20 protein-coding genes are annotated in these 26,366 nt (G+C 67.1%); 12 read left to right on the top strand and 8 right to left on the bottom strand.

Annotated elements, in window-relative coordinates; translation table 11 throughout:
• Window positions 1–44 precede the first annotated feature (44 nt).
• Window positions 45–1,760, top strand: coding sequence for an FAD-dependent oxidoreductase (locus AKJ09_RS12735; protein WP_146647465.1), 1,716 nt, complete (start codon window positions 45–47; stop codon window positions 1,758–1,760).
• Window positions 1,761–2,121: 361 nt separating this feature from the next.
• Here AKJ09_RS12735 and AKJ09_RS52920 read toward each other — a convergent pair whose 3' ends face one another.
• On the bottom strand, window positions 2,122–3,552 hold the full coding sequence (locus AKJ09_RS52920; RefSeq protein ID WP_169927488.1) for a GDSL-type esterase/lipase family protein: 1,431 nt from the start codon (window positions 3,550–3,552) through the stop codon (window positions 2,122–2,124).
• 174 nt (window positions 3,553–3,726) lie between these two features.
• Between AKJ09_RS52920 and AKJ09_RS52915 the strand changes: the two genes are divergently transcribed.
• Window positions 3,727–4,188, top strand: coding sequence for a hypothetical protein (locus AKJ09_RS52915; protein ID WP_169927487.1), 462 nt, complete (start codon window positions 3,727–3,729; stop codon window positions 4,186–4,188).
• Window positions 4,189–5,286 carry an HTTM domain-containing protein gene (locus AKJ09_RS12725; protein WP_146647463.1) on the top strand — a complete coding sequence of 366 codons (1,098 nt, stop codon included), beginning with the start codon at window positions 4,189–4,191 and terminating at the stop codon, window positions 5,284–5,286. It begins immediately after the preceding gene.
• A 341-nt stretch (window positions 5,287–5,627) separates the two neighbouring features.
• On the opposite strand, the gene nadE is transcribed toward AKJ09_RS12725, so the two are convergent.
• The 3 genes from nadE to AKJ09_RS12710 all read right to left on the bottom strand — a co-directional run bounded on the left by nadE (window position 5,628) and on the right by AKJ09_RS12710 (window position 10,111).
• Window positions 5,628–7,532 carry an NAD(+) synthase gene (gene nadE, locus AKJ09_RS12720; RefSeq protein WP_146647462.1) on the bottom strand — a complete coding sequence of 635 codons (1,905 nt, stop codon included), beginning with the start codon at window positions 7,530–7,532 and terminating at the stop codon, window positions 5,628–5,630.
• A gap of 105 nt (window positions 7,533–7,637) precedes the next feature.
• Complete coding sequence (locus AKJ09_RS12715) at window positions 7,638–9,140, bottom strand: hypothetical protein (protein WP_146647461.1); 1,503 nt, start codon at window positions 9,138–9,140, stop codon at window positions 7,638–7,640.
• Window positions 9,140–10,111: a tetratricopeptide repeat protein gene (locus AKJ09_RS12710; RefSeq protein ID WP_146647460.1), complete on the bottom strand. Its 972-nt coding sequence runs from the start codon at window positions 10,109–10,111 to the stop codon at window positions 9,140–9,142. Before AKJ09_RS12710 ends, AKJ09_RS12715 begins: the two co-directional genes overlap by 1 nt.
• 61 nt (window positions 10,112–10,172) lie before the next feature.
• Here AKJ09_RS12710 and AKJ09_RS12705 point away from each other — a divergent pair, with 61 nt between their 5' ends.
• Window positions 10,173–11,720 (top strand): sigma-54-dependent Fis family transcriptional regulator, encoded by a 1,548-nt coding sequence (locus AKJ09_RS12705; protein WP_146647459.1) that lies wholly within the window; start codon window positions 10,173–10,175, stop codon window positions 11,718–11,720.
• A gap of 430 nt (window positions 11,721–12,150) precedes the next feature.
• Window positions 12,151–12,459, top strand: a complete 309-nt coding sequence (locus tag AKJ09_RS12700; protein WP_146647458.1) for a hypothetical protein — start codon at window positions 12,151–12,153, stop codon at window positions 12,457–12,459.
• Window positions 12,460–12,494: 35 nt separating this feature from the next.
• Here the strand turns inward: AKJ09_RS12700 and AKJ09_RS12695 are convergent, their stop codons facing one another.
• Both AKJ09_RS12695 and AKJ09_RS52910 read right to left on the bottom strand, forming a co-directional pair.
• Window positions 12,495–13,052, bottom strand: coding sequence for a hypothetical protein (locus AKJ09_RS12695; protein WP_146647457.1), 558 nt, complete (start codon window positions 13,050–13,052; stop codon window positions 12,495–12,497).
• Between the two features lie 547 nt (window positions 13,053–13,599).
• The gene (locus AKJ09_RS52910; protein WP_205633693.1) at window positions 13,600–14,820 is read right to left on the bottom strand and encodes an ABC transporter permease; all 1,221 of its coding nucleotides are present in this window, start codon (window positions 14,818–14,820) and stop codon (window positions 13,600–13,602) included.
• 192 nt (window positions 14,821–15,012) lie between these two features.
• Here AKJ09_RS52910 and AKJ09_RS52905 point away from each other — a divergent pair, with 192 nt between their 5' ends.
• Both AKJ09_RS52905 and AKJ09_RS12680 read left to right on the top strand, forming a co-directional pair.
• Window positions 15,013–16,611, top strand: a complete 1,599-nt coding sequence (locus tag AKJ09_RS52905; protein WP_169927485.1) for an MYXO-CTERM sorting domain-containing protein — start codon at window positions 15,013–15,015, stop codon at window positions 16,609–16,611.
• A gap of 104 nt (window positions 16,612–16,715) precedes the next feature.
• Window positions 16,716–19,796 carry a hypothetical protein gene (locus AKJ09_RS12680; protein WP_146647454.1) on the top strand — a complete coding sequence of 1,027 codons (3,081 nt, stop codon included), beginning with the start codon at window positions 16,716–16,718 and terminating at the stop codon, window positions 19,794–19,796.
• A gap of 31 nt (window positions 19,797–19,827) precedes the next feature.
• On the opposite strand, the gene AKJ09_RS12675 is transcribed toward AKJ09_RS12680, so the two are convergent.
• Entirely contained in the window at window positions 19,828–20,541 is a 714-nt protein-coding gene (locus AKJ09_RS12675) for a lytic transglycosylase domain-containing protein (RefSeq protein WP_146647453.1), read from the bottom strand.
• 195 nt (window positions 20,542–20,736) lie between these two features.
• On the opposite strand from AKJ09_RS12675, the gene AKJ09_RS12670 reads away from it, so the two are divergent.
• Both AKJ09_RS12670 and AKJ09_RS12665 read left to right on the top strand, forming a co-directional pair.
• On the top strand, window positions 20,737–21,234 hold the full coding sequence (locus AKJ09_RS12670) for a hypothetical protein (RefSeq protein ID WP_146647452.1): 498 nt from the start codon (window positions 20,737–20,739) through the stop codon (window positions 21,232–21,234).
• Window positions 21,235–21,243: 9 nt separating this feature from the next.
• Window positions 21,244–22,098: a serine/threonine-protein kinase gene (locus AKJ09_RS12665; RefSeq protein ID WP_169927484.1), complete on the top strand. Its 855-nt coding sequence runs from the start codon at window positions 21,244–21,246 to the stop codon at window positions 22,096–22,098.
• 118 nt (window positions 22,099–22,216) lie between these two features.
• On the opposite strand, the gene AKJ09_RS12660 is transcribed toward AKJ09_RS12665, so the two are convergent.
• Window positions 22,217–22,621, bottom strand: a complete 405-nt coding sequence (locus tag AKJ09_RS12660) for a GxxExxY protein (RefSeq protein ID WP_146647450.1) — start codon at window positions 22,619–22,621, stop codon at window positions 22,217–22,219.
• A 277-nt stretch (window positions 22,622–22,898) separates the two neighbouring features.
• Between AKJ09_RS12660 and AKJ09_RS12655 the strand changes: the two genes are divergently transcribed.
• The 3 genes from AKJ09_RS12655 to AKJ09_RS12645 are packed head-to-tail and all read left to right on the top strand — an operon-like array spanning window position 22,899 to window position 26,274.
• On the top strand, window positions 22,899–24,470 hold the full coding sequence (locus tag AKJ09_RS12655) for a WD40 repeat domain-containing protein (RefSeq protein ID WP_146647449.1): 1,572 nt from the start codon (window positions 22,899–22,901) through the stop codon (window positions 24,468–24,470).
• Window positions 24,427–24,888 (top strand): DUF2277 domain-containing protein, encoded by a 462-nt coding sequence (locus tag AKJ09_RS55935; protein WP_338035030.1) that lies wholly within the window; start codon window positions 24,427–24,429, stop codon window positions 24,886–24,888. Before AKJ09_RS12655 ends, AKJ09_RS55935 begins: the two co-directional genes overlap by 44 nt.
• A gap of 42 nt (window positions 24,889–24,930) precedes the next feature.
• Window positions 24,931–26,274: a sigma 54-interacting transcriptional regulator gene (locus AKJ09_RS12645; protein ID WP_146647447.1), complete on the top strand. Its 1,344-nt coding sequence runs from the start codon at window positions 24,931–24,933 to the stop codon at window positions 26,272–26,274.
• Window positions 26,275–26,366 lie beyond the last annotated feature (92 nt).

Here is a 26,366-nt window from a genome sequence, read left to right as displayed (position 1 = left end):
ACGCTCGTCGTCGGCGACGAATGGATCCCTAAACAGGGGAAGCCATGCAAACCGCCACGATCTCGAACGCGAACTCGAGCGCGGGCCCGAACCGTCCCTTCGGCGAGCTCTCGAACCGGGTGGCGCAGATGTTCCCGGTTCTCACGCCGGCCCAGGTTGCGCGCATCGCGGCCTTCGGCCAGGAGATGCGCTACCCGGCCGGTCATGTCCTCTACGATCAGGGGGACACGCACCTGCCGTTCTTCGTCGTCCTCGAAGGGCAGATCGACGTCGTCTACGCGCGACCGGGAGGAATCGAGGAGCTCATCACGACCCTCGGCGAGCACCAGTTTACCGGCGAGGTGACGCTCCTCACCGATCGGCGGAGCTTCGTTCAAGTTCGGGCCAAAACCGATGTTCGCGTGATTCGTGTGGAACAGCCCCGCCTGCGGGCGATCGTCCAGACCGAGTCGGAGCTGAGCGAGCTCCTCATGCGCGCGTTCATCCTTCGCCGCGTCGCCCTTCTGTCGTCGGGCTACGGCGACTCGGTGATCATCGGCTCGCGGAACTCGGCCGCCACGCTGCGCTTGCAAGCCTTCTTCGCGCGCAATGGTCAGCCGGTGCAGTATCTCGACGTCGAGCGCGATGCCGTCGTCCAGGAGCTCCTCGATCGATTCCACGTGAGCGTGGACGACATCCCCCTCGTCATCGTGTGTCGGCGTGGCTGCGTCCTCCGCAACCCTACCGAAACGCAGGTCGCCGACTGTCTCGGGTTCAACGCGAACGTGCAGATGGAGTCGATACGCGACGTCGTCATCTGCGGGAGCGGGCCGGGGGGCCTGGCAGCGGCGGTCTACGGCGCGTCGGAGGGGCTCGACGTCCTCGTCATCGAATCGACCGCGCCGGGAGGCCAGGCCGCATCGAGCTCGAAAATCGAGAACTACCTCGGTTTCCCCACGGGCATCTCGGGGCAAGCGCTCGCCGGTCGCGCGTTCACGCAGGCCGAGAAGTTCGGCGCGCAGATCGTCGTCGCCCGCAGCGCCGTTCGCATCGACTGTGGCCACCCCATCATCCAGATCGATCTCGGCGGCGGCGACATCGTCCGCACGCGCGCCCTCATCATTGCCACCGGGGCGGAGTACAAAAAGCTCGACCTTCCCGAGCTCTCGCGGTTCGAAGGCGTGGGCGTCTACTACGCGGCCACGTACGTCGAGGCGCAGCGATGTGGTGACAACGAGGTCGTCATCGTCGGCGGCGGCAACTCCGCCGGACAGGCGGCCACGTTCCTCGCGCGCTCGTGCAAGCACGTTCACATGCTCATTCGTGGACCGGACCTGGCCGCCAGCATGTCCCGGTATCTCGTGCGTCGCATCGAGGAGACGCCGAACATCACGCTCCGGAAGCGGACGCGTATCGTTGGGCTTCACGGCAAAGAACACCTCGAACAGGTCACCTGGCGTGACGACGCGACGGGGGAGACGTCGACACATCCGATCCGCCATCTCTTCACGATGGCGGGGGCCAGTCCGAACACCAGGTGGCTGCACGGCTGCGTCATGACCGATGCGAAGGGCTTCGTCTGCTCGGGCGCGGATCTCACCCATGAGATGCTCCTCGAGGCGCACTGGCCTCTCGAACGCGCGCCGCTCCTCTTCGAGACGAGCCGTCCGCACATCTTCGCGGTCGGCGACGTTCGCGCGAACAGCGTCAAACGCGTGGCCTCCGCGGTCGGTGAGGGCTCGGTGTGCATCCAGCTCGTTCACCGCATTCTCACCGAATGAGCCGGACTGGCGTTGTCGCTGGCTGTGGGCAAGGCAGGGCTTTCACAATCGCGATGAGCGAGACACGGACGACCGATGCCCCTCACGGTCGTGCATCCGTGTCCGCCGATCATGCAGGCCTGAAAGAAATCGCCCTTCTTCACCCCGAAAATGCCGTCATTTTGATTGGCACGCATCTCGCTATATAGGCGAGTGCACCGCGCGAGTGGCCATCCCCCCCCTGGCCCAGCGCGGTGTTTTTATTTTGTCTCCGTGCACGACGCGCGACGAGGCGACGTCGCGACGTCGCGACGTCGCGACGTCGCGACGTCCATCGAGGTGGCCGCCGCTCTTCGTGCACGGAGGAGCGCGACTCGCGCGACTACTGCGAGGCTTCGAGCGCCGGCGCAGGAGCCGACGTCGATGGGAGCCCGAGCTCTTTGCGCCAGCCCACGTAGGCACGCATGAGGTCGGCGGCGAACGAGCTCCCGAGCTGCGCATAGCCTTCGCGCGTGAGGTGGACGCGGTCTTTCTGGGCGCGCGGAGGATCTTCGGACGCCCAACCGGCAATCGTGCCCGAGCCGCCCATGGCCGTGAGCTGATCGTAGAACGCACAGCCCGCAGCTGCCGCCACGCGCTTTTGGGAAGCGATGATCTCGAGAAGCTTCGGAGCGGTCACCCACTCCTTGTCTTTGCCCTCGGAGATGGCGCGGTCGGGCGGTCCGAGGAGGAGGCAGGACGCCGAAGGCACGGCGCGCGCGATTCGCCCGAGCGTATCGACGAGCTGGCGTTCGTACGTCTCGGGCGACATGCCCTCGTCGGTCGACTCGTTCGTGCCGTAGGCGAGGATCACGAGCGCGGGTGCGCGATGCTTGAGCTGCTCGGCCCAGTGCTGCTCGTTCCACTGCAAACACGTGGTGACGCGCGCGCCGTTGATGCCGAGCGCATCGAACACGATGCCGTGCTCGGCGCGATCGAGGGAGAGCCCGAAGACCCGAACGTCACCATCACCCACGCCGCGCACTTCGACCTGATGAGCGGTGGATGGCGTGATGTCGAAGGTGCGGAATGCGGAGGCCGCGCGATCGGCGCGCGTCGACACGCGAACGACGCGGACGCCGTCGACGAAGACGTCGAAAGAGCCGCCGTTCGGCTGCTCGAGGTAGTTGATCTCGGCCCGGCTCGTGCGCGCGGTGATGTCGGTCCACGCGCGCGCTCCACGCTGGCTCGAGCCGAGACCGATGCCGGCGAGGCCGTACATACCGTCGCCCACGAACTTTCCGCGTTCGAGCTTTCCGCGCTCGCCCGACCAGTCCGAGGACATCCCACAGCGCACGCCTTCCTGGAGGTACTGCTTCCACGGCTTGCCGATGGCGACGAAGCCTCGCCCTCCGTCACCGAAGCGTGTCTGGAGCGCGTGACGAGCGCTGCCCGTCTCGATGTCGGCGGCCGTATGTGAGTCGCCGAACTGGACGATGCGCACGTCGTCCTGCGCCTGTTCCGATTCGAGGCGACCGAGCGACTCGAAGAAGCGCCGGAGAGCAGCGGGCCGCTCGAGGGCGCCGACGACACCGGCGTGCGTGCGCGAGACGATCTCGGCCGGGACGGAGGCAACGGCGTCGCGATTCGCGGGGACCGAGCCGTTCGGCCCGTCCGCATCGGCCGCGGGCTTGGCCTTGGGCAGGCTGTCACCGCATCCCAACGACGGAAGCGTCAGTGCGATGGCGGCCGCGACAAACGCCCGTTTCGAGATCGCGACGTTCGGCTTCGCGTTCGTCGACCAGGTCACTTTCTTGGCAAAGCCACGGCGCACAGCAGTCAAATCCTTGCACGCCAGGCGTGCCTCCGGAAGTTTGTTTAGCCTACGAGGGGGCTCCCGGGTATCACGGAGCGAGTGGTGCAGGACGGTCAGCACCCCCACCGTACTTCGAAGAGGCCCTCGCCCACGCCGCATCCCCTCGGATCGGCCCGTCGAGCTTGGCGACTCGTGTTCGCGGCACTGTGGATCGCTTTCCAGATCGCGCTCGTTCTCACCGCATCGCGGCGCACCGACGGTGCCTTCGGCTTTCGCACCTTCGGCGAGTCGAGCACCGTCAAGGCCGTGCTCTATCGAGAGGTCGATGGCCCCTCGGGAGCCCTCGTACGCGTGAAGGCCGAGGAGGGGGAGTGGAGCGCGCACGATCCCGGCGGGATGCTCCGTCGCTTCGCGTGGCACGATCGCGTCGTGCTGCCCGACCTCGCGAACCTCGATCGGGAGCTCGAGGCGCGCAACGGAAGTCGTGCCGCGCTCGATGCCTATCGGCGTGCCCTCGACGACCTCGCTGCGCACGTTCCCGACGATGCCGAGACGCGTCGCTTTCTCCTCGACGTCACGGTCCGACGTAACGGCGGCGAGCCCTACGTCGTGCACCTCGTGAGTCCGCCTCTGAACCACGCAGGGGGAACCTAGATGCTGCACGCGCTCGTGCGCTTCCGCGACGAGATCGCCGACGGCTACGCCCTCGGACCGGTGCGCTCGATGCTCGGCGTGCTTCTCGGTTGGTACGCCCTTGCCGACGCCGAGCGCCTCCTCGAGGTCGGTTACTTCGGCGACGCGTTCCACCTCTCGATGCTCCCCGATCTGCTCGTGCCGTCGCATCGCCTCTTCGCAGTGGTGGTGGCCTTGCGCGTGTGTTTCGCGGTCATGGTCGCGCTCGGGATCTGGGCGCGCCCCTCGCTCATGTTGAGCGCACTGCTCGGTGGCTGGGTTCTCCTCTGCGACCGCCTACAATTCGGCAGCGACCGTTATTCCCTCTTCTGTTACGCGCTCCTCCTCTCGCTGGGGCCCTGCGACCGATCCTGGCGCACGGCCGATAGCGACGTGCCGCACCCGAGCACCGGTCCGTATTGGGCCGTTCGTCTCGCGCAGATCCAGGTTTCGATCGTCTACTTCGCCTCGGGCGGCGCGAAGCTGCTCGACCCTGCCTACCGCACCGGGCTCGTCCTCGCCGATCGCTTTGCGCGCGACGCCCAGTTCGCCTCCGCGCGCGTGCCTCGCGCCATCCTCGAGTTCCTCGCCCGCGAAGCCGTGGCGAGCTCGGTGTCGAAGGCGGTCATCATGAGCGAGCTCGTTCTGTGCGTCGCTCTGTGGCTTCGGCCCACGCGCATCATCGCCTTGTGGTGGGGGTTCTGGTTCCACCTCTTCATCGACGTGACGTGGGGCGCCGGCACCTTCACGCTGCTCACGCTCGCGATGTACGGCACGTTCGTCACCCCGGATTTCCAGGCGCGAACGCTGCGGTTCGACCCCACGCGCGGCTGGGGAAAGGTCTGCGGCGTGCTCGTGCCGATGCTCGATTGGTTCGGTCGCTTCGAGCTGAAGCCCTGGGCGCCGGACGATCAGCCTGGCCACTCCATCGTCGTCGTTCGTCGTGACCGCACGACGGTCACGGGCATTCGCGCGTTCGCCATGCTCACGCGCTGCCTGCCGCTGTTCTTTCCCATCTGGGCGCCCGTGGCGCTCATCGCCAGCTTCACGCGCCAGGGCGATCTGACGACCGCCACCTAGCTAGAGCCAGTGTTGCTCGCAAGCCAGTGCTCGAGCACCGCAATGCCGTTCCGATGAGCAGACATCGGTCTGACACCGATGGATCCGACCTGAGATTTTTCACAGGAAGGGCGGAAGGGCGGAAGTTTTTGGGGCGGAGAGAGCGGACAGCTCGCGCGATACCGCGCCGGCATTGGCGCCATCAATTTCCCAGCAAGCGGAGTTTGGCGCTTTTCGCGGGGCGATAATAATAACCTTCCGCTCTTCCGACCTTCCTGTGAAATTTGTCTGCGTATCCGAACGGCATTGCACGTAGAGCTTTGCTCGGTGCTCCAGGTCCAACCCCACTCGCTGCTCTAGGTTCAACCCCACTCGGTGCGCTGCACCACGGGGAGCTGCAGGGCGCGCTCGCGATCGAGATCGAGGTTGCCGACGTGCAGGCAGAGCGGCGTCTGCACCCACTTGTAGATCGACTGCGTGAAGAGGCGTGCGAAGCGCGCGGCCCAGTTCTCCACGACCTTCGGGTCGTACTCCGGGAACATCACCAGCAGAACCTCGCGCACCTCGCTCGGCGCCATTTTCTCGCCGGCATAGAGCGCGAAGCAGGCGTCGAGAACGGGGAAGGGCATGAGCTCCTTCTCGTCTTCCTGGTTGTCGGCGAGCTCGGCGGAAGCCGGCTTCTCGAGGGTGAGCCGGATGCCCTCCATGTTCGTGGTCTCGAGGAGGTAGTCGAGCAGGTAGTTCACGACCGTCTTCGGGACGTTCGCGATGACGCTGAGCGCGCCTTCCATGTCGCCGCCGATGGTCGTGTAGCCGACCGCCTTCTCGCTCATGTTGCTCGTTTGCAAGAAGAGGCCGGCGGCGCTGTTCGTCCAGGTCCACATGCGTTCCGCGCGCACGCGGGCCTGCACATTCTGACGCGCCATCGTGGTGATGGTTTCGCCCGGCTGGAGCATCTTCTCGACTTCGCGGAGCTCGCGCTCGAAGGCGTCGTCGATGGGCAGCACCACGAAGGGGGCGTCGAGATCGTTGGCCGCCCGCTCGGCCGCCTTGCAGGTCTCGCCCGACGAGTAGCGCGAGGGCATGAAGAACGCGCGCAGGATCTCCTTGGCCTTCTGCTTCTCCGCCTCGGGGCCCAGGCTGCCGTAGCGGCGCGAAATCCAGCGTCGTGCGAGATAGAGGCAGAGCAGGCTGTCGCGTCCGCCGGAGAGCGCCACGCCCACCGTCTTGAACGCGCCGGTCTTCTCGAAGTAGTCGCCCACCCCGAGCGCGAGCGCGTCGAGCAGGTCTTCGCAGAAGTCCTGGCGCGGCGTGGTTTGCGACGGCGCACCGGGGAGGAAGAAGCTTCGGTTCGGCGGCACGGGGTAGACGAGCTTCTCGCGGCCCGTGGTCATGGCCGGACAAGCGATGCGACGGATGCTCGGGGCGCTTGCCGCGAACGTCTCCTGGTCGGCGCGCCACGTGGTGTTCTCGCGACGCAGGCGACGCGTGCGATCGAGGTCGACGTTCACCGCCGCGAAGCCAGTCTGGTAGCGCGGCGCCTCGAGCAGCATGCGCCCGTTCTGCGCGACGAAGCCGCCGCCGTCGAACACGAGGCCGTCGTTGGCCCCGACGAGGTTCGCGTAGGCAACCGTGACCTGGTTGTCGTTCGCGCGCGTGGCGATCATCTCGCGGCGTGTGCCGACGACGCCGAGTCGGAAGGGCGAGGCGGAGATGTTCAGGACGAGCTCGGCGCCGGCATACGAACGGCGTCGCATCGGGCCGTCGGGCGACCAGATGTCTTCGCAGACCTCGACGGCCACGGTGCCGAAGTCGAAGTCGAAGATAAGATCGCCGAAGGGAACGCCGTGCACTTCGTCGACGAGACCGGGCACGCCTCGCGCGTAGACGCGCGCTTCGTAGAAGACGTTGTACGTGGGCAGCTTCTCCTTCGGCACGATGCCGAGGATCTTCCCGCCATGGACCACGGCCGCGCAGTTGTAGACGTGCGCTCCGCGCGCCACCGTGAGGCCGAGCGCCATGGCACATCCGAGATCGCTCGTGGCCTGGGCGAAACGCTCGAGCTCTTTCCACTGCGCGTCGACGAAGGCGCCCCACTGAACGAGGTCTTCCGGCGAGTACCCGGCGATGAGCTGCTCGGGCAGCACGACGACCGTCGCGCCGTCTTCGGCGGCTTCGCGCGCCGCGATGACGGCGCGGTCGACGTTTCCGCGCACGGCTCCCACGGTGGTGTTGACGCTCGCGACGGCGATCCGGATGAGCCTCATGGGCAACGCCTCATTGTTCTCCGTGGACCGTAGGCGGAGGGGTGCCTCGACGACAAGTCGATCCGTCGGCACCTCTTCCGTGTGCGAGCTGGATGCCCCGCTATTTCATTTTGCGTCGCAACGCGGATCGATCGTCGCCAGCGTGACGCCGCTCCCCTGACTGCCGGCAAGGAGCAGGTAGCCGAGGCCGTTCGACGATGCGAGGGCGATGCGGTCGGTCGCGAAGTTCCCGGGGGGAGCGTCGGCCGGTGTCGTGGAGAAACGACGCGTGGCCGGAGCCGCGATGGGATCGCGCTCGAGAAGTCTCACGGCGGTGAGCGTGCGGTTCTCGGCAGGATCACTCGCCGGTGCCGCGACGAGCACGCGCCGATCGTCGACCCATGCCGCCAGCGTTGCCCCGACGAAGTACGACGCCGGATTGCACGTGTGACACGCGGCGGCTCCGCCGACGAACGGGTTCTGGTAGCCCTCCGGATCGGCCACCTGATTGGCGTCCACCTTCGCCGCGGACGTGTTCGGCAGCACCCATTGCAAGCGCTGGTGCGAGGTGCAGTTGCAGTCGTTCTCCGGATCCGCGACGACGGGCGCGCCGAGCATCACCGTTCCGTTCGGCCCTTGGGTGAAGCGCGGGGCGGCGAGCACGGGCGGGGCGGGGGTGATGACGTCGTCCGCCGCGAGGGTTGCCGTCGCCGTCGCAGGCGTCGTGATCAGGTTGAAGGTGGCGGGCGCGCGATACACGACGAGGCGTTCGCCACTCGAGGCGACCAGCGAACCATTCGCTGCATCTTGCGGGATGCGGAACATCGGAAGCGCCGAACTTGATGCTCCCGGCCCCGATCCGGCCCGCATTTCGAACGCCGCACCGCTCGGCAAGGGCGCGTCCACGCGTGCCGTCGGAAATCCTTGCGACGCGTCGTCGAACGACACGAAGAGCGCCCCCTTCGGTGCGGGGAATCCCACCGCGCGCGGAAACGGATAGGCGACGAGCGACGTGGTGGCCGAGAGGCTCGCGATGGTCGGATCGGAGGGGATCTCGATCGTGGCGATGGGAAGCTGGTAGGGCGGCGCGGCTCCTTGGACCTCGCCGAGAATCCAGAGACGCCGTCCGCTCGTGACGAGCTGCGCGGGATGGATGTCGACCTGCGTGGGGATCTTTCGCGCCGTGCTGCCGGCGATGCTCTCCACACCGAGCGTGGTGACGCCGCTGGGCGTTCCGATGAACACGAAAGGGAACGCGGCGGCGAGGCAGGCGCTTGCGTCTTTGCAGGCGATGGTGACGTCGGGCACGGCGTACCCGCCCGCGCGAAAGCCGTAGTCCTTCTCGCCGGTGCACGTCAGCGTGGTCGGATCACACGTGCCCGCTGAGCATGCGCGCGCGTTCGACGAACAGAGCGTGTAGGCGCACGCGCCGAGCACCGTGTCGCAACGACCGGTGTAACAGCCGTTCGGCGGGACGCAGTCGCCGTCGACACGGCATGCGGCCGGTGCGACAGGGCCCGTGGTCCCCGCGTCGAAGGAACGTAGCGGTTGTTCTTCGAGACCGAGCACGGCGTTGCAGCCCGCGAGCCCGGCGAGCATCGTGAGGGTCCCCACCCCGAAGATTCGCATCAGAAGTGGCCTCCGAGTGCCACGCTCGATGGGCGAAGCTCGAGCCGAACGCTCGCGCTCACGGGAGGAGGTGAAGACGTTGGCTTGTGTGGCACGTCCTTGCCTCCGACGATCCACAAATAGATGCCCGCGGCGCCGGCGAGTGCGCCGAGGCCGATGAGGGCCGTTCCGACGTTGCCCTGCGTTCTGGCGCTCTGCTGGACGCTCGAGCCCTCGGCATCACAGCCCGTAGGGTCGCAATGACTCGAGGCGTCGTCGTAGCGTGACTTGGCGCCGAGACCGGTGGCGATGCCGGCGCTGAGCGCGCCTACGGCGAGCGCGCCGAGACCGAGCGCTGCGATGCGCGTGGTATTGAGGTTCACGCTGCCGTCGGCCTCTGCGCTTCGCGAGAGCGGGGGAACCACGACGGTCACGGTCGACCCTTCACCGCGCACCGTCACGGTGCCGTGCCACGGCGCGTATCCGGGAGCCGTCGCCGTGACCACGAAATCGTCGGGATCGACGGGGATGGGTTGACCCCAGTCGGTCTTCGGAATGCTCGTCTCGTTGCGTTTGATCTCGAGGCCGGCGGCCCCAGGGTCGGTGACCTTCACCTCGAGCTTCATCACCTTTGGCGAGACGGCCTCGAAGCGCTCTTTGGCGAAGGCGGTGCGTTTCGTGTCGCCCGACTTCTGCGAAAGGATCTGCGCCTCGCTGTAGGCCTCCATGGCGCTGCGCATGCGGCCGAGCTGTTCCCAGCAGTAGCCGAGATTCAGCAGCGTTCCGATGGCCGGCGCGAGCTCTTCGCTCTGCTGCAGCTTGGTGCAGGCTTCCTTGTAGTTGCCCTTCTCGAGCAGCTCACGGCCCTGGGTGAACAGGGCATCGGCCTGGCTGGTCTGAGCGTGCGCGACCGCGGGCGTCGTCGCGACCGTCACCGAAAGCGCCGTCACCAAGAGCGCCGCGCTGACGACCCGGCTTCGTCCGCAACGCATCGTTGGCCGATCCTATGCCGAATGGCCGCGCCGTTTCCAGTCGCGTGTTTAGAATGCCCGCATGAACCCCGCCATGAACTCCGCGGTGGGTCTCGAGGCGACACTCGGGCGCGTGAGCTTGCGTATGGCGAGCACGCTCGACCTCGACGACGTCCTCGGTGAGATCACACGCGGGCTCGTTCGCGATCTCGACGCCTCGCTGGCGCGCATCTGGCTCGTTCGGCCGGCCGAGGAGGGGGAGGAGAGTCCGAGCCTGCAGCTCGTGGCGAGCGCGGGGCTCTCCGAACGCCTCGATGGTACGCGCAGCCGCGTTTCCTTCGGCGCGCTCAAGATCGGCCTCATCGCCGCCACCCGAACGCCGGTCTTCACGAGCGAGCTCCTCACCGACCCGCGCTTCACGGACAAGGGCTGGATCGAGCAGAACGGGCTCACCACCTTCGCGGGCTACCCGCTCGAATTCAACGCCGAGCTCCTCGGCGTCCTCGCGATTTTCTCGCGTAAGAGACTCGTGCAGAGCGACTTCGAGCGCCTCGGGATCTTCGCGGCGCAGGCCTCGATTGCCATCAAGAACGCCGGGCTCTTCGCCGAGGTGACGGAGCTGTCACGGAGGCTCGAAGCCGAGAACGCGTACCTCAAAGAGGAGCTCCACGAGGGCGCTCCTTCGGGCATCGTCGGTCAGAGCGCGGCCATTGCCCGTGTGTTGCACGAAGTCGACAGGGTGGCAAAGACAGCGACCACCGTGCTGCTCCAGGGCGAGACGGGCACCGGCAAGGAGCTCTTCGCGCGCGCCATCCACGAACGGAGCCCTCGTCGCGGCAAGCCGCTCGTCAAAGTGAACTGCGCGGCCCTGACGCCGTCGCTCATCGAGAGCGAGCTCTTCGGACACGAGAAGGGCGCCTTTACCGGCGCAGTCCAGCGGAAACTCGGACGCTTCGAGCTCGCCCAGCAGGGAACGATCTTCCTCGACGAGGTTGGCGAGCTGCCGGCCGAGGCCCAGGCGAAGCTCCTTCGCGTTCTGCAGGAGCGCGAAGTCGAGCGCGTGGGCGGCACGCATCCGGTTCCGGTCGACGTTCGCGTGGTGGCGGCGACCAACCGAGACCTGGCGAGCGAGGTGAAGGCCGGTCGGTTTCGCTCGGACCTGTTCTTCCGCCTGGCCGTCTTTCCGATCCAGATTCCGCCGCTTCGCGAACGTCGCGACGACATCCCGCTCCTCGTCGATGCGTTTCTCCACTCGCTCACCACGAAGCTCGGCATCCACACCGAGGGCGTGGACGAAGACGCGATGGCGTACCTGGAGGCCTACGATTGGCCGGGCAACGTCCGCGAGCTCCAGAACGTGCTCGAGCGCGCCTCGATCCTGACGCGCGAGCGTCCGATCGGCGTCGCCGATCTCCCGCAGCTCGAGAACAAGTCGGAGGCGGCGACGCCTGCCGCGGCCGACGAGGGCGATGTCGCCGGCGCCCCTCTCAGGACGCGCGTCGAGACCTTCGAGCGGAGCCTCATCACCGACGCCCTGCGCCGGGCGGACGGCAACCAGTCCGAGGCGGCGCGCCTGCTCCAGACGAACCGCGCCACGCTCCAGTACAAGATGAAGACCTATCGCCTCTAGCCTCTGAGTTGAAGAGAGTGAGCACAGGAAGGGCGGAAGAACGGAAGGGGTTAGGGGGATGAGGTGTGAGCGGTCGCAAGGCGGCTCGCAGTAGGGCCTCGTACGTCGACTCCCGGAGTCCTGGACGAAGGCAACGATGCACATCGACCAGTCCGCAGTCCGCAGTCCGCAGTCCGCAGTGCGCCGATGCTCTGCTCTGAACCCCCCTCGAACCTTCCGCCCTTCCGCCCTTCCTGTGCCATTTCCTCCGATCGACCGGCACTGCACGACGTTGCTTCGACGCGTCCTCAGGTCGAGGTCTTCGGATGGGCTCGGGGTCCTGCTGAATTTTCAGCAGGTCCGATGGGTTTTTGGCAGCCCTAAGGGGCTTTCCTCGCGAAATTTCAGCGCTTCCACGCTGGCACCGTCGATGCAATAAGCGTCCGTCACGATGAACACGATGAAGACCCCGGACGCTGAGGTCACGTCGGCCGCGTTCGAGCCCGCCGTCGTGAAGGTCAACCGCAAGATGTCGAAGCGAACGTGCGCCTGCGGGCACACCCGCAATCACCCCGAAGTGCAGCAAGAGCCCGAGTACACCCTCTGGGGCTGGATCATGCTGAGCATGCTCGGCATGACGCCGTCGCCCGAACGGGTCGTGTTCCGCTGCATTCGCTGCAAGCAGAGCCTCGGCGTTTCGCGCGATCCCGCGCTCCTGCACAAGAAGCAGATGCCCGCGCGCGACGAAAACGCGTCGTAGGCGAAGGCGCCTCAGGACCGAAGTCGCCGGGCGGCTCAGCGCGATTCCGCGCAGTTCTCCCAATGGAGCTCGGCGTCGACCGTGCTGCTGCCCGCCCAGGTGCCCGTCCACTTCGCTGTTCCCGAGGCGCCGGTGCCCGAGATCGTGATCGTGCCGGTCGTCGCCGGGTAGTTCGCCGCGCTCGAGTCTCCGACCTTCTGCAGTCGCGACACGCGGATCCGCGGGTTGCCGGGCGGATCGGTGATCTGCCCGGTCATCACTTTCGTGTAGTCGGGGATGTCGAAGGTCCCGTCGCGCGTGGCTTCCATGCCGATGTCGACCAGGTACGGCGCCTGACCTTCGAACTCGAAGTGACCGGCGCTCGTCCAGAAGCAGACGACCCTGCCCGTGAACTCTCCGCTGTAGGTCCAGGCGCCGCTCAGCGTCAGCGTCGCCCGCGCCCCGCCGCCGCCCGTCGTGCTGCCGCTGCTGCCGCCGTCACCGCCGTCACCCGTTGTGTCGGAGCCACCGCCGCTGTCCGATGTGCACGCGGGCACGAGGAGGACGGATAGTCCGATGGCGGCGCGGCTCCCGAGTGCACGGAGGTTCATCATGGTGCACGACGAAGATACGCGGTGGATGTCGGGCTGGGCCAGTGGCGCATTGGCCGGCGAACGCAGCTGACGCCGCACGCGGGCCCCGCGGGGCGCCGGCCGGCCTTCCGTCGCGGGCGCGAAGGTCGGTTGGCGCGTTCGTGAAGCTTCCGTTGCGAGCTCGAAGGTCGGTTGGCGCGTCCGTGAAGCTTCCGTTGCGAGGTCGAAGGTCGGTTGGCGGCCTCACGGAACCTTCCGACGCGTCTCGGAGCATTCCGGGTGCGCGTCGGAGACCTGATTTCACGCACTTGAGCCTGTTCGCGCTCGCGTCGCGGATGTTCCCAGGCCCACCGGAGAGCCTCATTTCGCGCGTCGGAAGCGCTTCCGGGGGCACCGGAGGCCTTTGGGGGACGCGTCGGAAGCTCTCCGGGCGCGTCGGAAGCTCGATGGTAGTGCATGGCGCCGCGGTCGAGCGGCGAACCGCGTCACGGTGGCGCACAACAGTCTGCCTTTTGTCCTTCGTGGTGCGCGCGAGTGACGCACGCGAGTGACGACGACGTGAATACGGTCAATCGCTCGAGAGCGCTTCGACGGGATCCAGCCGTGATGCGAGGCGCGCCGGCAGGTAGCCGAAGAGGACTCCGACCAAGGCCGAGAAGGCGAACGCGACGACGAAGCTCTCGATGGGAATTCGGAGCGACCAACCGACGGCGTGCTCGAGGATCGACGAGCCGGCCAGACTGGCAGCGAGTCCGAGCCCGCCGCCGAAGAGACTCACGAGCACCGCTTCGACCAAGAACTGCAGAACGATGCTTCGTGGCTTGGCTCCGATCGCGAGCCGAACGCCGATCTCGCGCCGTCGCTCCGAGACCGAGGCGAGCATCACGTTCATGATGCCGATGCCGCCGACGAGCAGCGCGACCGATGCGATGACCAAGAGAAGCGTCGAGAACGTCTCCGACGCAGCCATTTGCGCCTTCACGACTTCTTCGGGATGGCGAATGTTGAAGTCGTCGTCTTGGCCGGGCGCGATGCGATGCCGCTCGCGCACGAGTGCCGTGATTTGCGCGGTGGTCGCCTCGATCAGATCGGGACGGGCCGCGGAGCAGACGATGTCGTCGAGCCATGTTTGGCCCGCCGGCCGCAATTTCCGATTGGCGGTCGAATAGGGAACCATGACGACGTCGTCTTGGTCCGTTCCCGTGGCCGATTGTCCTTTGGGGGCGAGCAGTCCGACGACCTCGAACGGCTGGCCATTCATGCGAACGATCTGCCCCACGGGATTGTCCGCGCCGAAGAGCCTTTGGCGCACGGTCTGTCCCATGACGAGGACGTTGCGTCCGAGCTGAACGTCTTCGTCGTTGAAGAGGGCGCCGGCGGCGATCGAAAATCGTTTGATGGCGACGTAGGCCGGAGCGATACCACGCGAACGCGTCGACCAATTGCTCTGGGCCGACACGATCTGCACGTTCCCGTCGACTTGCGGCGAGACACTCTGGACGTAGGGAACCTCCCGCAGAATGGCCTCGGCGTCGCCGAGCGTGAGCGTCGACGTCGACTTCGAGCCGGTCCGAACGCCTGCCACGTTGCGAGAGCCGGCTTCGACCCAGACCAAGTTGTCACCGAGATCTTGGAGGAGGGCCGCGGCGCGTTCGGCGCCGGCGATTCCGATCGCCACGACCCAGACGACGGCGGCAATCGCAATGGCAATCCCGACCGCCGACAACGTCGTTCGTCCACGGTGCCGCGCGAGCGAGCGCACCGACTGACCGAAAAGGACGACTGCCAACCTCAGGGCGCGAAGCACGTCGAAAGCTCCTCGCCGAGGATAGACGCCATGCCGAAGACATCCACCAAGCGGCATGGAAGAGCTCCGCTCGCGCGCCTCGCAGCGCTCTCGAGTTTGGCTTTCGTTTGCCTTCGCACTTCCAAGGAGAGCGGGGTATGTCCCAGCTTGGAAATCTTTGTCGTGAGGATGAAAATGCGTAACGGGCTCGGAGTCGGGTTGGTGTTCGGTCTCATCGGGTGGAGCACGGTCGCGTCGGCGGGCACGGTGACGGCTCAAGGTGCGGTTACGGTGCTCACCGATGCGAGTCAGATCGCCAACGCCTCGCGCGGGGACTTCGACGAAGGACCGACGGACGTCGAGGTGCCCGCAGCCGTGTATGCCGCGCGCGGACTCACGTGGCGAAGCGGAGAGCTCACGACGTTCCTGCCCGGGGTCACGCAAACCGGCGCCGCGATACTCCCCTTCTATCAGACCGGCGGAAACTACTTCCCGGCAGTGGCGAATGGTGGCGTAGCCAGCGGCCTGTATGCGATCTTTGCCGGCGTCGCCACGTTTTCGGTGCCCGTCACCCAGGTCGGGCTCACCGCGAGTGCGAACGGCACTCAGTATTTGACCGTCTGGAACGGTGCCGGGAAGATGATTGGACAGATCACCTGGGAACCGTCGGACGACTCGTCGTTCATCGGTCTCGATTCCGGGCCGGTCGCCATCGCCATGGTCGCCTACGGCAACCACGATCTGTGGAACGGTGAAGCCTATAGCCCCGCTGGACCGACGACCTTCAGCGACAGCTGGCGCTGGGCTTTGAAGTGCCAATCGGCGGCGCAATGCGACGACGGTAATCCGTGCACCACCGATAGTTGCAATCCCTCCGGTCAATGCGTGCATGCTGCAAGCACGGGGAACGCGTGCAACGACGGAAATGCGTGCACGCAGGTCGATACGTGTCAGGCCGGCGTCTGCACGGGAAGTAATCCGGTCACGTGCGCGCCGCTCGATGAATGCCACGCGGCCGGCGTCTGCGATCCGGGCACCGGCCAGTGCTCGAACCCCGCGAAGTCCGACGGAGCGCCGTGCAATGACGGAAACGCGTGCACGCAGACCGATAGGTGTCAGGCAGGCGTGTGCACGGGCAGCGATCAAGTCACGTGCGCTGCGCCGGACGCTTGCAAGATGGACGGCGTATGCTCGCCCATCACCGGTAAGTGTTCGTATGCCAATCAGGCCGATGGTATCGCGTGCACGGCGAGCGATCTCTGTAACGCGAATCCCACGTGCCATGCCGGCTCCTGCACGGGAACGCCGGTCGTCTGCGCACCGATCGACCAGTGCCACGGCGCAGGCACCTGCGACCCCACGACGGGCACGTGCTCGACCCCCGCACTTGCGGACGGGACGACCTGCGACGATGGCAATGCCTGCACGCAGAGAGATACGTGCGTCAACGCAACCTGCACCGGCTCGATGCAGGTCCGGTGCGACGCGAGAGACGGCTGCCACGAACCCGGCGTCTGCGATCCGTCGACGGGCGCTTGCACCGAACCGGTGAAGGCCGACGGCGCATCGTGCACGGGCGGCACCTGCGCGAGTGGAGCGTGCGAGCCGGCGAAGGTCGAGCCGGTCCCCGAGCCGAGCGTCGACGCCGGAGCCTCCGACGCCGGCAACACGGCGTCTGCCGAAGGAGGCGGCGGTTGCTCGAGCGCACCGGTTTCGTCGACGTCACGCGCAGGGCTCGTTGCGCTCGGGTTGTTCGGCCTCTTCGTGCTGCGCCGTCGCCGCGCGGCCAGCTGACGGGCGACTCGCAAGGTCCCGAGATCATCGAGATCTCGGGGCCGATCGCCTGTCATCCGTTCGGATGCAGTGCGCCTGAAGCAGGGGACGCTAGCCTTCTGTGAATGCTTGGACGTCGGCGGTTTCTCGAGTCCGTTCTCGGAGCACTCACCGTTGCCTACGCCGGTTGCGGTGGAGACGACGCGCCAGCCGGTGCGGTCGCTCCCGCGGCCGACGCGGGAGATGGGACGAGCGGAGGGATCTTCGATCTCTGGCGTCAGCTGCGCGCCGCCATCGCGCAGAGTCCCGATCATCTTCGTGCTCGCGCCGACGCGCTCGTCGCGACGAAAGATCCGAAAGCGCTCTTCGCCTTCGTTCGAGATTCGATTCGCACGCTGCCCCCGCTAACGCGCTTCGAGAGCATCGAGACGGCGGTGCGATTCGGCCCGGACTCGGTGCTACGGATCGGCGCGGGCACGCCGCGCGAACGCGCCGAGCTCCTCGTTGCACTTCTTGCTCGTGCAGGCTTCACGGCAAGCGTGGTGCGTGGTGATCCCGACGGCGCCACGAATGCACCGAACGCGGCGGCGATCGCGTTCGGTCGCGCGATCGAGCTTCCGTTCGAGCCCGCGCCTCTGCCCGGCGGCTCCTCGGGCAATGCCACGACGATGCCCACGGTGCTCGACCCCGATGGTCTGAAGGCCAAACAGGTGTTCGATCGGCTGCGCCCCGTTCTCCCGGCGGGCAATGCGACCGTGCCGACGGCTCCGGATCTCTTCGGAATGCCTCTCGTCGCTCTCCAAGACGGGGGCAGCACGGTCTACTTGAACACCCTCCTCCCCGACGCGGTGTACGGCGAGCCGGCGGCCCATGGAATGTCGCCTGCCGCGCCGATGGATGCGCTGCGCAAGCTCTCCGTGAAGGTCTCGCTGACGCGCGCTCGCGATCCGGAGACGCCCATCGAGCTCGTCGCACGCGATCTCCGCTACGACGAAATCGCCGGTGCGCGGCTCCGCGTCTCGCCGCAACCGACGCTTCCCTGTCCGCTCTTTCTGCAATCGACGCCCGAGCAGATCACGTCGTTCGTCGCTGCGCTGTCGCTCTACGGAGCGGACGGCGTGCACCGAAGCACGGTGACCGGAAAGGCCGTCAGCGCTTTCGGCGACGTGGTGCAAATGGGCGCCGACGCGAACGTCAGCGGTGTTCCGCTGGTGACGGGAGGCGATGCGAAGAGCGTCGCGTCCGTCTCCGTCACGGCGAGCGCCCGCGCGTTCCCGCTCGTCGAGCTCGAGGTCGCGCCCAAAGACGCCGGGGGGAACATCGTCGCCGGGCTCGCGGCTTCCGCGTTCTCCGTGCAAGAGGACGGAAAGACCGTCTCCGTCGTTCTTCGCGAAAACGGCGGTGGGCCACGCGTGCTCGTTCTGTGGGACGGCACCGGAAGCCAACCCGTCCCCAATGCGACGCTGGGCAAGGCCATCGGCGACGCCATCTTCGCGGCCATGCCGAACGCCCGCGTGCAAGTCTCCCTGCTCGGCGGCGCGCCCACCGTCGACGGCTTCACGATTGCCGACGCGAGCGGCGTCGCTTCGGCGCTCGCCGGAATCAGCGAAGTCTCGTCGCCGGTCTACGGTGGATTGCTCGCCGCCATGCGTTCAGCGCCGACGGCGATCGTGTTCTTCTCGGACGGCGATGCCGAAAAATCCGCCGACGTCGACGCGTTGAGGGCGAGCGCACTCTCCTCGCTCGTGAGTTGCCCGGTCATCGCCGTCGGCTGCGCGACCGGTCCGACCCCGACCATCGCGAGCGATGTTCTCGACGGCATCGCCGCGGCCAGCAATGGCAAATTCGTGAGCGATGGCGACCTCTCGAACCTCGCCCCGGTCACCGCGGCCATCGCCGAAGTGGGTGGGAGGCGCTCGTCAGCCCCCTACCGATTGGCGTACCGCGCGCCTTCGGCGGGCAACTCGACGCGAACGGTGACCGTGACCGTCGGACCGAACGCGACGGCGCAGTACGCGGTGCCGGAGACGCGTGCGCCGGAGTCCGACGCCATCGGCGTGCATCTCGAGCTCGACGTCGACGGCATGACCGTGAAACGTACGCTCGCCGGCGTCGCCATCGGCCTTCGGCCCTCGAACGCCGATGCGCTCGCGGCGGCCACGCTGGCGGTCCACGACTTCTTCCTCGGCAGCTCGTGGCTCGTGTTCGAAGCCGGCGCGCCCACGCTCTCGGCCTGGCTCGACGACGCGCTCGGAGCCGCGATTGGCTACGAACCCGTCGCCATCGCCGCGGCCAAGAACGACGCCGTCGCCGCGTATGCCGCGCTCGAGACCGTGCCCATGCGGCCGCTCACGACGTCTCTTCTGGCCCATCCACCGCTGTACCAACCCGACGATGTGAAGGTCGTCGAGCTCGGTCCACGCATCTCCCTGCATACGCTTGCGCCGATGGCGAGTCGGGCGAAGCTCGACATCCTGCCTTCGACGCGCTTCGCCGCGTACGGCACATCGGACGGAGCTCGGTGCTTCGACGCGACGATGCTCGCCACGCTCCGGATCGGCGTCGCGGAGAGCATGGCCGCGCATGGCTCGACGCTCACGTCGCTCGGCAACGCGCCGCTCGCCCTCCTGCCTCAAGGAACGGTGGCGCTCGCCGATCTACCCGCAGCCTTGCCGGACGCGAAGCGCGCGACCCTACGCGACGCGCTCAACCAGTACCCGAACTGGCATCGCGTGGTGGCGAGCGACGGCTCGTCGGCGGCGTTCTGGGTCGTCGATCCGGCAACGGGCAGCGCGCTCGGCATCTTGCCCGACGCCTCGGGTGGAGCCGTCGACGACTGCAAGCAGATTGTCGACGTCATCACCACCACGATGGATCAGCTGGCGCTCATCCTCGACGTGGTCGAGTCCGGCATGGCGACCACGGTCGCGGTCATCGCCGCCGTCGGAAAGGCCGCGACCATCGCCGTCGCCGAGGCCGCGCTCAGCTTCACGAACCCGATCATCGATCCGAACATCCTCCAACTGGCAGCCGTGCTCGTCTGCGAGCTCGAAAAAGGCGTGGCTTCGAAGGCCATCCCGTTGGCCAAGGTCAACTCGCCGCCCTCGGACGCCGCCGCCGCCGTCCTCGAGGGCATCGTCCTGGACCACGCGCTCGGAGGCTTCTCGGCCTGCCACGTGGGCGCACCGTGCACCGGTGGCACGTGATTCACGGCGCGGGGCGAGCGCCGCGCGCGACTCAGGGGACGGCGGGAGCGGCGACGGGAACCGAGGCCGGTGCGTAAACCGGCTCGGGCTGCCCGACGCTTGCATCGACGACGTCGGCGATGGTGCGGTAGCGCCGATAGAACTTGGTGACCTTCACCACGTAATCGCGCGTCTGGGCGAAAGGTGGGATCCCGCCGTGCGTCATGACCGCGCCCTCGCCCGCGTTGTAGGCGGCGACGGTCAGATCGAGATCGCCGTTGAACATGTTGGCGAGCACGCGGAGGTAGCGCACGCCGCCGAAGATGTTCTCACGCGGATCGTTGATGTCTTTGACCTGCATGCGCTCGGCCGTCTCCGGCATCAGCTGCATGAGGCCGCGCGCGCCGGCGTAGCTCACGGCGCGCGCGTCGTAGTCGCTCTCCACCTTGATGACCGCGCGAACCAGCTGCTCGGGGATCTGGTAGAGGGCCGCCGCCTGACGGATGTGCTCGTCGTAACGCGTGTAGCGCCCCAGATCGCGATCTTGCGGAGCGAACGGGGTCACGCCGGCTCGGGGCGTGTTGCCGCTTGGATTCGAGCTCTTGATGTAGAGCTTCGCGCCCGGGCTCGTGCTGGGGCGGTTCGTGAAGTGCACGACGCCCTCGGCGTCGGTCCACTGGTAGATGTCGGCCGCCGCCTGCGACGAAGCCAGAAGTGGCAACGTCGCGACGAGCAATGCGAGCGTCGCTCCGAGCCTTCGCTTCATCGTCTACGGATCGTGTCGCAAGGGCGCCAAGAGCGCAAGATTGAGTCGATCGAAGTCGTCTTGCGCACCGGATCGCGGGGACAACCGGCCACTTTGGCCTGGAATTCCTGGTTTCGGGACCAAAGCTGGTAGCGTGGGCGCCGATTTCGAAGGGGCGTCGTCGCGCACTTCACGAGTCGCACGTCGCGGGAAGTCATGGACTGGCACCTCCCTCTCGTCATTTCGGCACTGATCTTCGCCGCCTTCCTGGTCTTCAAGCTGAGGCCGGCGATGGGGGAGAATGGCCGGACGAGGGCCGCGGGGCTGAAGGCCGCTCAAGAGCGCCTGGCCGCGGCCAAAGGCGAGCGCGAGCGTGCGGCCGCGCTCTGCGATGCGGCCGAAGCCTGCGCGAGTCTCGGTCGCACGGGTGCCGCCATTTCCTACTGGGTCCGTGCCATGAGGACCGACCCGACCTCGGTGCCGATCGTCGAACGCGCCGCGTCGTCACTCGCGCATCGTCCAGGCGCCATCGAAAAAGTCATGTGGCGGAAGCTCGCCGACACCCCCTGGACCGGCGAAGGACGAGACGCGACCGCCGCCGCCCTCAAGGCGCTCTCGTCGGCGTATTCGCGCAAACCGAAATTCCACCCGCGAGCACGCGCCCTTGCGCACGCGCTCGAAGTCATCACGCCTGCCACCGAAGGGGAGCGCTAGGATTTGGCCGTGCTTACTCCCGAGCTCCGAGGCCGCACAGGCCAGATCGTTTCGGGTCGCTACGAGCTGCTCGACATCCTCGGCAGCGGAGGTCAGGGCGTCGTCTATCGCGCGCTCGACCGGATCGACGGGGACCACGTCGCGCTGAAGGTCCTCGGCTGCAACGACCCCGACGCGTGCGAGCGCATGTTCCGCGAAGCGCTCGTGATGTCTCAGCTCCAGGGAACGGCCGCCGTCCGCGTCCTGCATCAAGCGCGCACGAACGACGGCGTGATGGCCCTCGTCATGGAGCTTCTCCAGGGCGAAGACCTGCAGGTTCGCCTCCTTGCGCGTGAGAAGGCCGGGATCGTCGCGGACAAGGCGTTTCTACGCGCGGTGTTCGAGCCCATCGTGCAGACGCTCGAGGCGGCGCACGAGCGGGGCATCGTCCATCGCGACATCAAAGCCGAGAACGTCTTCCTCGTCTCCGAAGCGCATGGCGGCGGCGTGAGGCTCCTCGATTTCGGGTTCGCCAAGCTCCTTCGGGCGCCGGCCATCACCGCCCCCGAGGTCGTCGCCGGCTCGCCGAGTTACTTCGCCCCCGAGGTCTGGAGGGAGGGCTCGTCCAACGTGGGAACGAGCGTCGATGTCTACGCGCTCGGCGTCGCCATCTTCCGAACGCTCGCCGGTCGCCTGCCTTTCACCGGGGACCCGCTTGGTTTGATGCGCGCGGCGCTCGACGAAAAACGGCCGAGCCTGCGCGCCTTTCGGCCCGATCTCTCGCCCGACGTGGACGCTTGGGTGAGCCAGGCTCTCGCCCTTCGCCCTCAGAATCGCTTCCAGCGGGTCACCGCCCTCTGGCGCGCCCTCATGACCTGCTTCTGAGGTCGACGCAGCGCATCGCGTGACGCGTCGCGTGTGAATAGAGGCCTCCAACCCTCTAGGGACAATGCCGTCCTGAGTTGAGAGAGAGGGCACAGGAAGGCCGGAAGAACGGAAGGGGTTAGGGGGGCTGAGGGGTCAGTCGGCGCAAGGCCGTTCGCAGTACGGTGGCGTTGAAGTTGACGAGGAGGCCAACCGACAGTTCGGCAAGACGCAAGTAGGTGATGACCTGCGCTTCGTGGATGGGGAGGAGGCGCTCTACTGCCTTGAGCTCGACGAGGACGCCGTCACCGACGATGAGGTCTAACCGGTAGCCGCACTCCACGCGCACCCCCTTGTACACAACGGGAATCGGCCGTTGCCGTTCGAACGGGAGGCCGCGCGCCGAAAGCTCGGCGCATACACACGCCTCGTACGTCGACTCCAACAGTCCCGGACCCAGGCAACGATGCACCTCGATGAGTGCGCCGATGATCTGCTCTGTACCGTCCTCGAATCTTCCGCCCTTCCGCCCTTCCTGTGCCATTCCCTCCCGTCGACTGGCGCTGGACGAAGTTGCTTCGAACAACGCTAGTCATCAGAGCAGCTCCGTTCGCGGTTCCCTTATCCGAACGGCATTGCCTCTAGCGACCAGCAAAATTCGGGCCTTTTTGGATCAAGCGCGGCCGCTCGACAGCGTGGCCACCAGCTCCTATGGTGCGCTCGCTATGTCGTCGAGTCCGCAATGGGAGCACCGCACTGCCTCACGCGCAGTGCACATCGCGGTGCATGCGCAGGGTGTCGCCTTCGTTGATGAGGAGGGGATGCTCCGAACCCTGGACGACGACGGTTCGGTGTCGTCGGAGATCCGTCTCCCGCGTGCGAGCGCCGGCGCGGCGCGCCTTGGTGATGCGTGGCTCGTGTCGATGCCGAAGGAGCCGCAGCTTCCGCTCGTGCGCCCGGGCAAGGCGAAGCCCTCGCCGTTCGCCGAAGGTGATCATCCCGTCGTGGCCGTTGCCGTCTCGGCCGACGCCGTCGCCGTTGCGCGCGCGTCGTCCGTGGAGCTTTGGTCGCATGCGGGAAAGAGCAAGTGGCGCACGCCGGGCGGCGGTCCGTGGATCGCGGTCGCGCTCGCCGGCACCACGCTCGCGGCGCTCGACGAAGAAGGAACGCTCGCCTTCTTCTCGGTCCAGAACGGCGAGATCAAAGGCTCGCTGCGTCTCGCCTCGACGGAGCCGGCCTCCACGTGGTGCCTCACACGCGTCGATCCCTCGCGTCTCGCGCTCGCGCTCGGCTCGTGGGTCGTCGTCGTCGATGCCGTGAATTACAAGGTCGTTCGGCGCGTGAACGTGCGCGCGAACGTCATCCGGCTCGTGGCCGATGCGGGCGGTATCGTCGCCGGCTTCGAAGACGGTTGGGTGCAGGTCGTCGACCTCGACAAGGGCGAGCCCGGTGGCGCACTCGCCGCGCACGATGGCGCGCTCGAGTCGATCGCGCTCTCGCGTGACAAGCTCTACTCGTGCAGCGGTCGCGAGGTTCGCGCCTGGGATCGTTCGCAGCTCGGGGTGACGGCGCGCTCGCGTTCGCCCGTCACGGCGATTGCTTCGCGTGGAGCCATCGTCGTCGCCGGCGATCAATCAGGACGACTGCGCGTCCACGAAGGCGGGCGCGAAGCGGCGAGCGTCGCGCTCGGGCAGCCCATCACCGCCGTCTACGTCGGGGTGGACGACACGATCGTCGCCTCCACGTCGACCGTTCTCGTTCGATTCACGAAGCCCTGGAAGACGCCGCATGCCGTCGCCCTTCGTGCACCGGCGACGGCGTTCGCTGCGGATGCGACCTACGCGTTCGTCGGAAACGATGCCGGTGGCGTCGACGTCTACGACGTAGGCGCGGGCGAGCACGTGACGAGCTACGAGCTCTCGGACAGCGCGATCTCCGCGCTCGTGCGCGTCGGCGGCCATCTCGTCGTCGGCACGGGGCTCGATGGCCGCGTGCTCGTCGTCGATGTCGTCGAGGGCAAGGTCGTCCACGAGATCGACGCCCACGACGACGCCTTCGGTGTGACGTGCCTCTCCACCGATGCGCGCGGTCGCATCGTCGCGTCCGGATCGGACGACGGAACCATTGCTCTGCTCGATCCGGCGAAGGGCCGCGTGCTCGCACGCTTGCGCGTTCGTGAAACGCCGGCGTCGATTGCCTTCGAAGCCTCTGGTCGTCGCCTCGTATGCACCTTCGCCGACGGCACGGCCGCGCTCGTGACCCTCGGACAGAAGACGCGCGTCGAAGACGTCGGACTCAAGGGCGCTTCGCACGTGGCATGGGGCGGCGAGGCGGTGTTCGGCCTGGCCGATGGCCGTATCGAGCGCGCCTCGATCAGCCCGACGGCGAACTAGGGGGAGGCGAACCAACGCGAACTGGGCACGGTTTGCTCCCAGGGCCGCGCACGTTTGTAGACCTCCGTCCCCGACCCCCATCTCGAATTGTACCAGCCTCCAGCGCGGCCGTTCCTTGACGAGGGCCGCCGCCCCGACGCATGTCTTGGGCATGTGCCGGAGCATTCGCGTACTGCACGACTTCCAGCCGCCGACCACCGAGGAAGAGGTCCGCGCGGCCGCGCTTCAATACGTTCGGAAAGTCAGCGGAATGACGAAGCCGACGCGCGGATCGACCGAAGCATTCGAACGAGCGGTCGACGAGGTGGAGAAGGCCACGCGTCTTTTGCTCGACGCACTTCCCCCTCGCGACGAGCCCCGCACGCGGGAAGGTGAACGCGCAAAGGCTCGTCTCCGTTGGCAGAGGCGAACAGCGTAGAACGCTCGAGTTCGGTTCCTGCGGTTCGGCTATAGTCCCCGCATGGGCGCAAGCCGCCACGGTTTCGACGAGAGCCTCACCACCGAAGTCCTTCCCGATACCCTCGGCTACGAAGGGCCGATCGTTCGGCTCGCGGCCGAAGTCTCGTGGAACGATCGAAGCGGCACGCACCGCCATCGCCTCGGTGAGCGCGCCGCCGTCGGCGCGGCGCCCGGCAACGACATCGTCGTCGACGAGTCGACGGTCTCGCGCCTGCACGCCGAGTTCTACCTGAAAGACCAGACGGTCTGGGTGCGCGACCTCGGGAGTCGCAACGGCACGTTCATCCAGTCGGTCCAGATCACCGACGCGAAAGTGCCCGACGGTGGTCTCGTGCGCTTCGGCGCCGTCGAGATGAAGATCGACTACGGCCAGGTCACCACCAAGGTCGAAGTCTGGCCCACGCACACACTGGGCGGCATGCTCGGAAAGAGCGTGGCCATGCGCGAGTGCTTCGCGCGCGTCGCCCGCATCGCCAACGACGATTCGACCGTTCTCATCCACGGCGAAACCGGCACGGGAAAGGAGCTCGTCGCGCGGACGATCCACGAGCTCTCGTCGCGGGGCTCGCAGCCGTTCGTCGTCGTCGACTGCGGTTCGCTTCCCGAGAACCTCCTCGAGTCGGAGCTCTTCGGCCACGTGAAGGGCGCCTTCACGGGCGCGACGCATTCGCGCGGCGGCGCCTTCGAAGAGGCCGAGGGCGGAACGATCTTTCTCGACGAGATCGGCGAGCTGCCGCTCTCGATGCAGCCGAAGCTCCTTCGCGTGCTCGAGTCGCACACCGTGCGCCGCATCGGCGAGACGAACTTCCGTCCCGTCAACGTGCGCATCCTCTCGGCGACGCACCGTGACCTTCGCACGATGGTCAACTCCGGCGCGTTTCGCGAAGATCTCTACTTCCGGCTCGCCGTGCTTCCCGTCGCCGTGCCGCCGCTTCGCTCGCGCATCGAAGACATCTCGCTTCTCGTCGAGAGCTTCTTGCCGGAGAAGGGGCCCATCAGCGCCGAGCTCCTCGGCGAGCTCCAGCGCCGCCCGTGGTTCGGCAACGTTCGCGAGCTACGCAACTTCGTGGCGCGCGCCCGCGTCCTCGGCGCGGAAGACGCGCTCGCGGCCCACGAAGACGAGCGCCACGTGGGCGTTCCCCCGGTCGAGGGCGAAGTTTTCCCGCCAATCGATGCCGACGAGCAGTTCCGCGAGATCCGCGTGCGCTGGCTCGATCACCTCGAGCGCGAGTACATCTCCAAGCTCCTCGTGATCCACAAACACAACATCTCGGCGGTGAGCAAGGCGGCCGGTCTCGACCGCACGTACGTCTACCGCCTGATGCGCAAGCACGATCTCACCTGACGTAAGTCGGCGTCGGCGCACGGATGCGCGCGTCGGCGTGAGCGCGCAGCCGACGAACGTCGCGGTCACTATCCGTGCTAGTTCACTGGCGC

This window comes from Labilithrix luteola, assembly GCF_001263205.1.
GTDB lineage: Bacteria > Myxococcota_A > Polyangia > Polyangiales > Polyangiaceae > Labilithrix > Labilithrix luteola.
This window is presented reverse-complemented; position numbering and strand designations above follow the sequence as displayed.

Excerpts from the sequence above, each read along its gene's own strand:
- AKJ09_RS12735 (WP_146647465.1), top strand. The coding sequence starts at position 45 with ATGCAAACCGCCACGATCTCGAACGCGAACTCGAGCGCGGGCCCGAAC.
- AKJ09_RS12725 (WP_146647463.1), top strand. The coding sequence starts at position 4,189 with ATGCTGCACGCGCTCGTGCGCTTCCGCGACGAGATCGCCGACGGCTAC.
- nadE (WP_146647462.1), bottom strand. The coding sequence starts at position 7,532 with ATGAGGCTCATCCGGATCGCCGTCGCGAGCGTCAACACCACCGTGGGA.
- AKJ09_RS12715 (WP_146647461.1), bottom strand. The coding sequence starts at position 9,140 with ATGCGAATCTTCGGGGTGGGGACCCTCACGATGCTCGCCGGGCTCGCG.
- AKJ09_RS12710 (WP_146647460.1), bottom strand. The coding sequence starts at position 10,111 with ATGCGTTGCGGACGAAGCCGGGTCGTCAGCGCGGCGCTCTTGGTGACG.
- AKJ09_RS12705 (WP_146647459.1), top strand. The coding sequence starts at position 10,173 with ATGAACCCCGCCATGAACTCCGCGGTGGGTCTCGAGGCGACACTCGGG.
- AKJ09_RS12700 (WP_146647458.1), top strand. The coding sequence starts at position 12,151 with ATGAACACGATGAAGACCCCGGACGCTGAGGTCACGTCGGCCGCGTTC.
- AKJ09_RS12695 (WP_146647457.1), bottom strand. The coding sequence starts at position 13,052 with ATGATGAACCTCCGTGCACTCGGGAGCCGCGCCGCCATCGGACTATCC.
- AKJ09_RS52905 (WP_169927485.1), top strand. The coding sequence starts at position 15,013 with ATGCGTAACGGGCTCGGAGTCGGGTTGGTGTTCGGTCTCATCGGGTGG.
- AKJ09_RS12680 (WP_146647454.1), top strand. The coding sequence starts at position 16,716 with ATGCTTGGACGTCGGCGGTTTCTCGAGTCCGTTCTCGGAGCACTCACC.
- AKJ09_RS12675 (WP_146647453.1), bottom strand. The coding sequence starts at position 20,541 with ATGAAGCGAAGGCTCGGAGCGACGCTCGCATTGCTCGTCGCGACGTTG.
- AKJ09_RS12670 (WP_146647452.1), top strand. The coding sequence starts at position 20,737 with ATGGACTGGCACCTCCCTCTCGTCATTTCGGCACTGATCTTCGCCGCC.
- AKJ09_RS12660 (WP_146647450.1), bottom strand. The coding sequence starts at position 22,621 with ATGGCACAGGAAGGGCGGAAGGGCGGAAGATTCGAGGACGGTACAGAG.
- AKJ09_RS12655 (WP_146647449.1), top strand. The coding sequence starts at position 22,899 with ATGCTCCGAACCCTGGACGACGACGGTTCGGTGTCGTCGGAGATCCGT.
- AKJ09_RS55935 (WP_338035030.1), top strand. The coding sequence starts at position 24,427 with ATGGCCGTATCGAGCGCGCCTCGATCAGCCCGACGGCGAACTAGGGGG.
- AKJ09_RS12645 (WP_146647447.1), top strand. The coding sequence starts at position 24,931 with ATGGGCGCAAGCCGCCACGGTTTCGACGAGAGCCTCACCACCGAAGTC.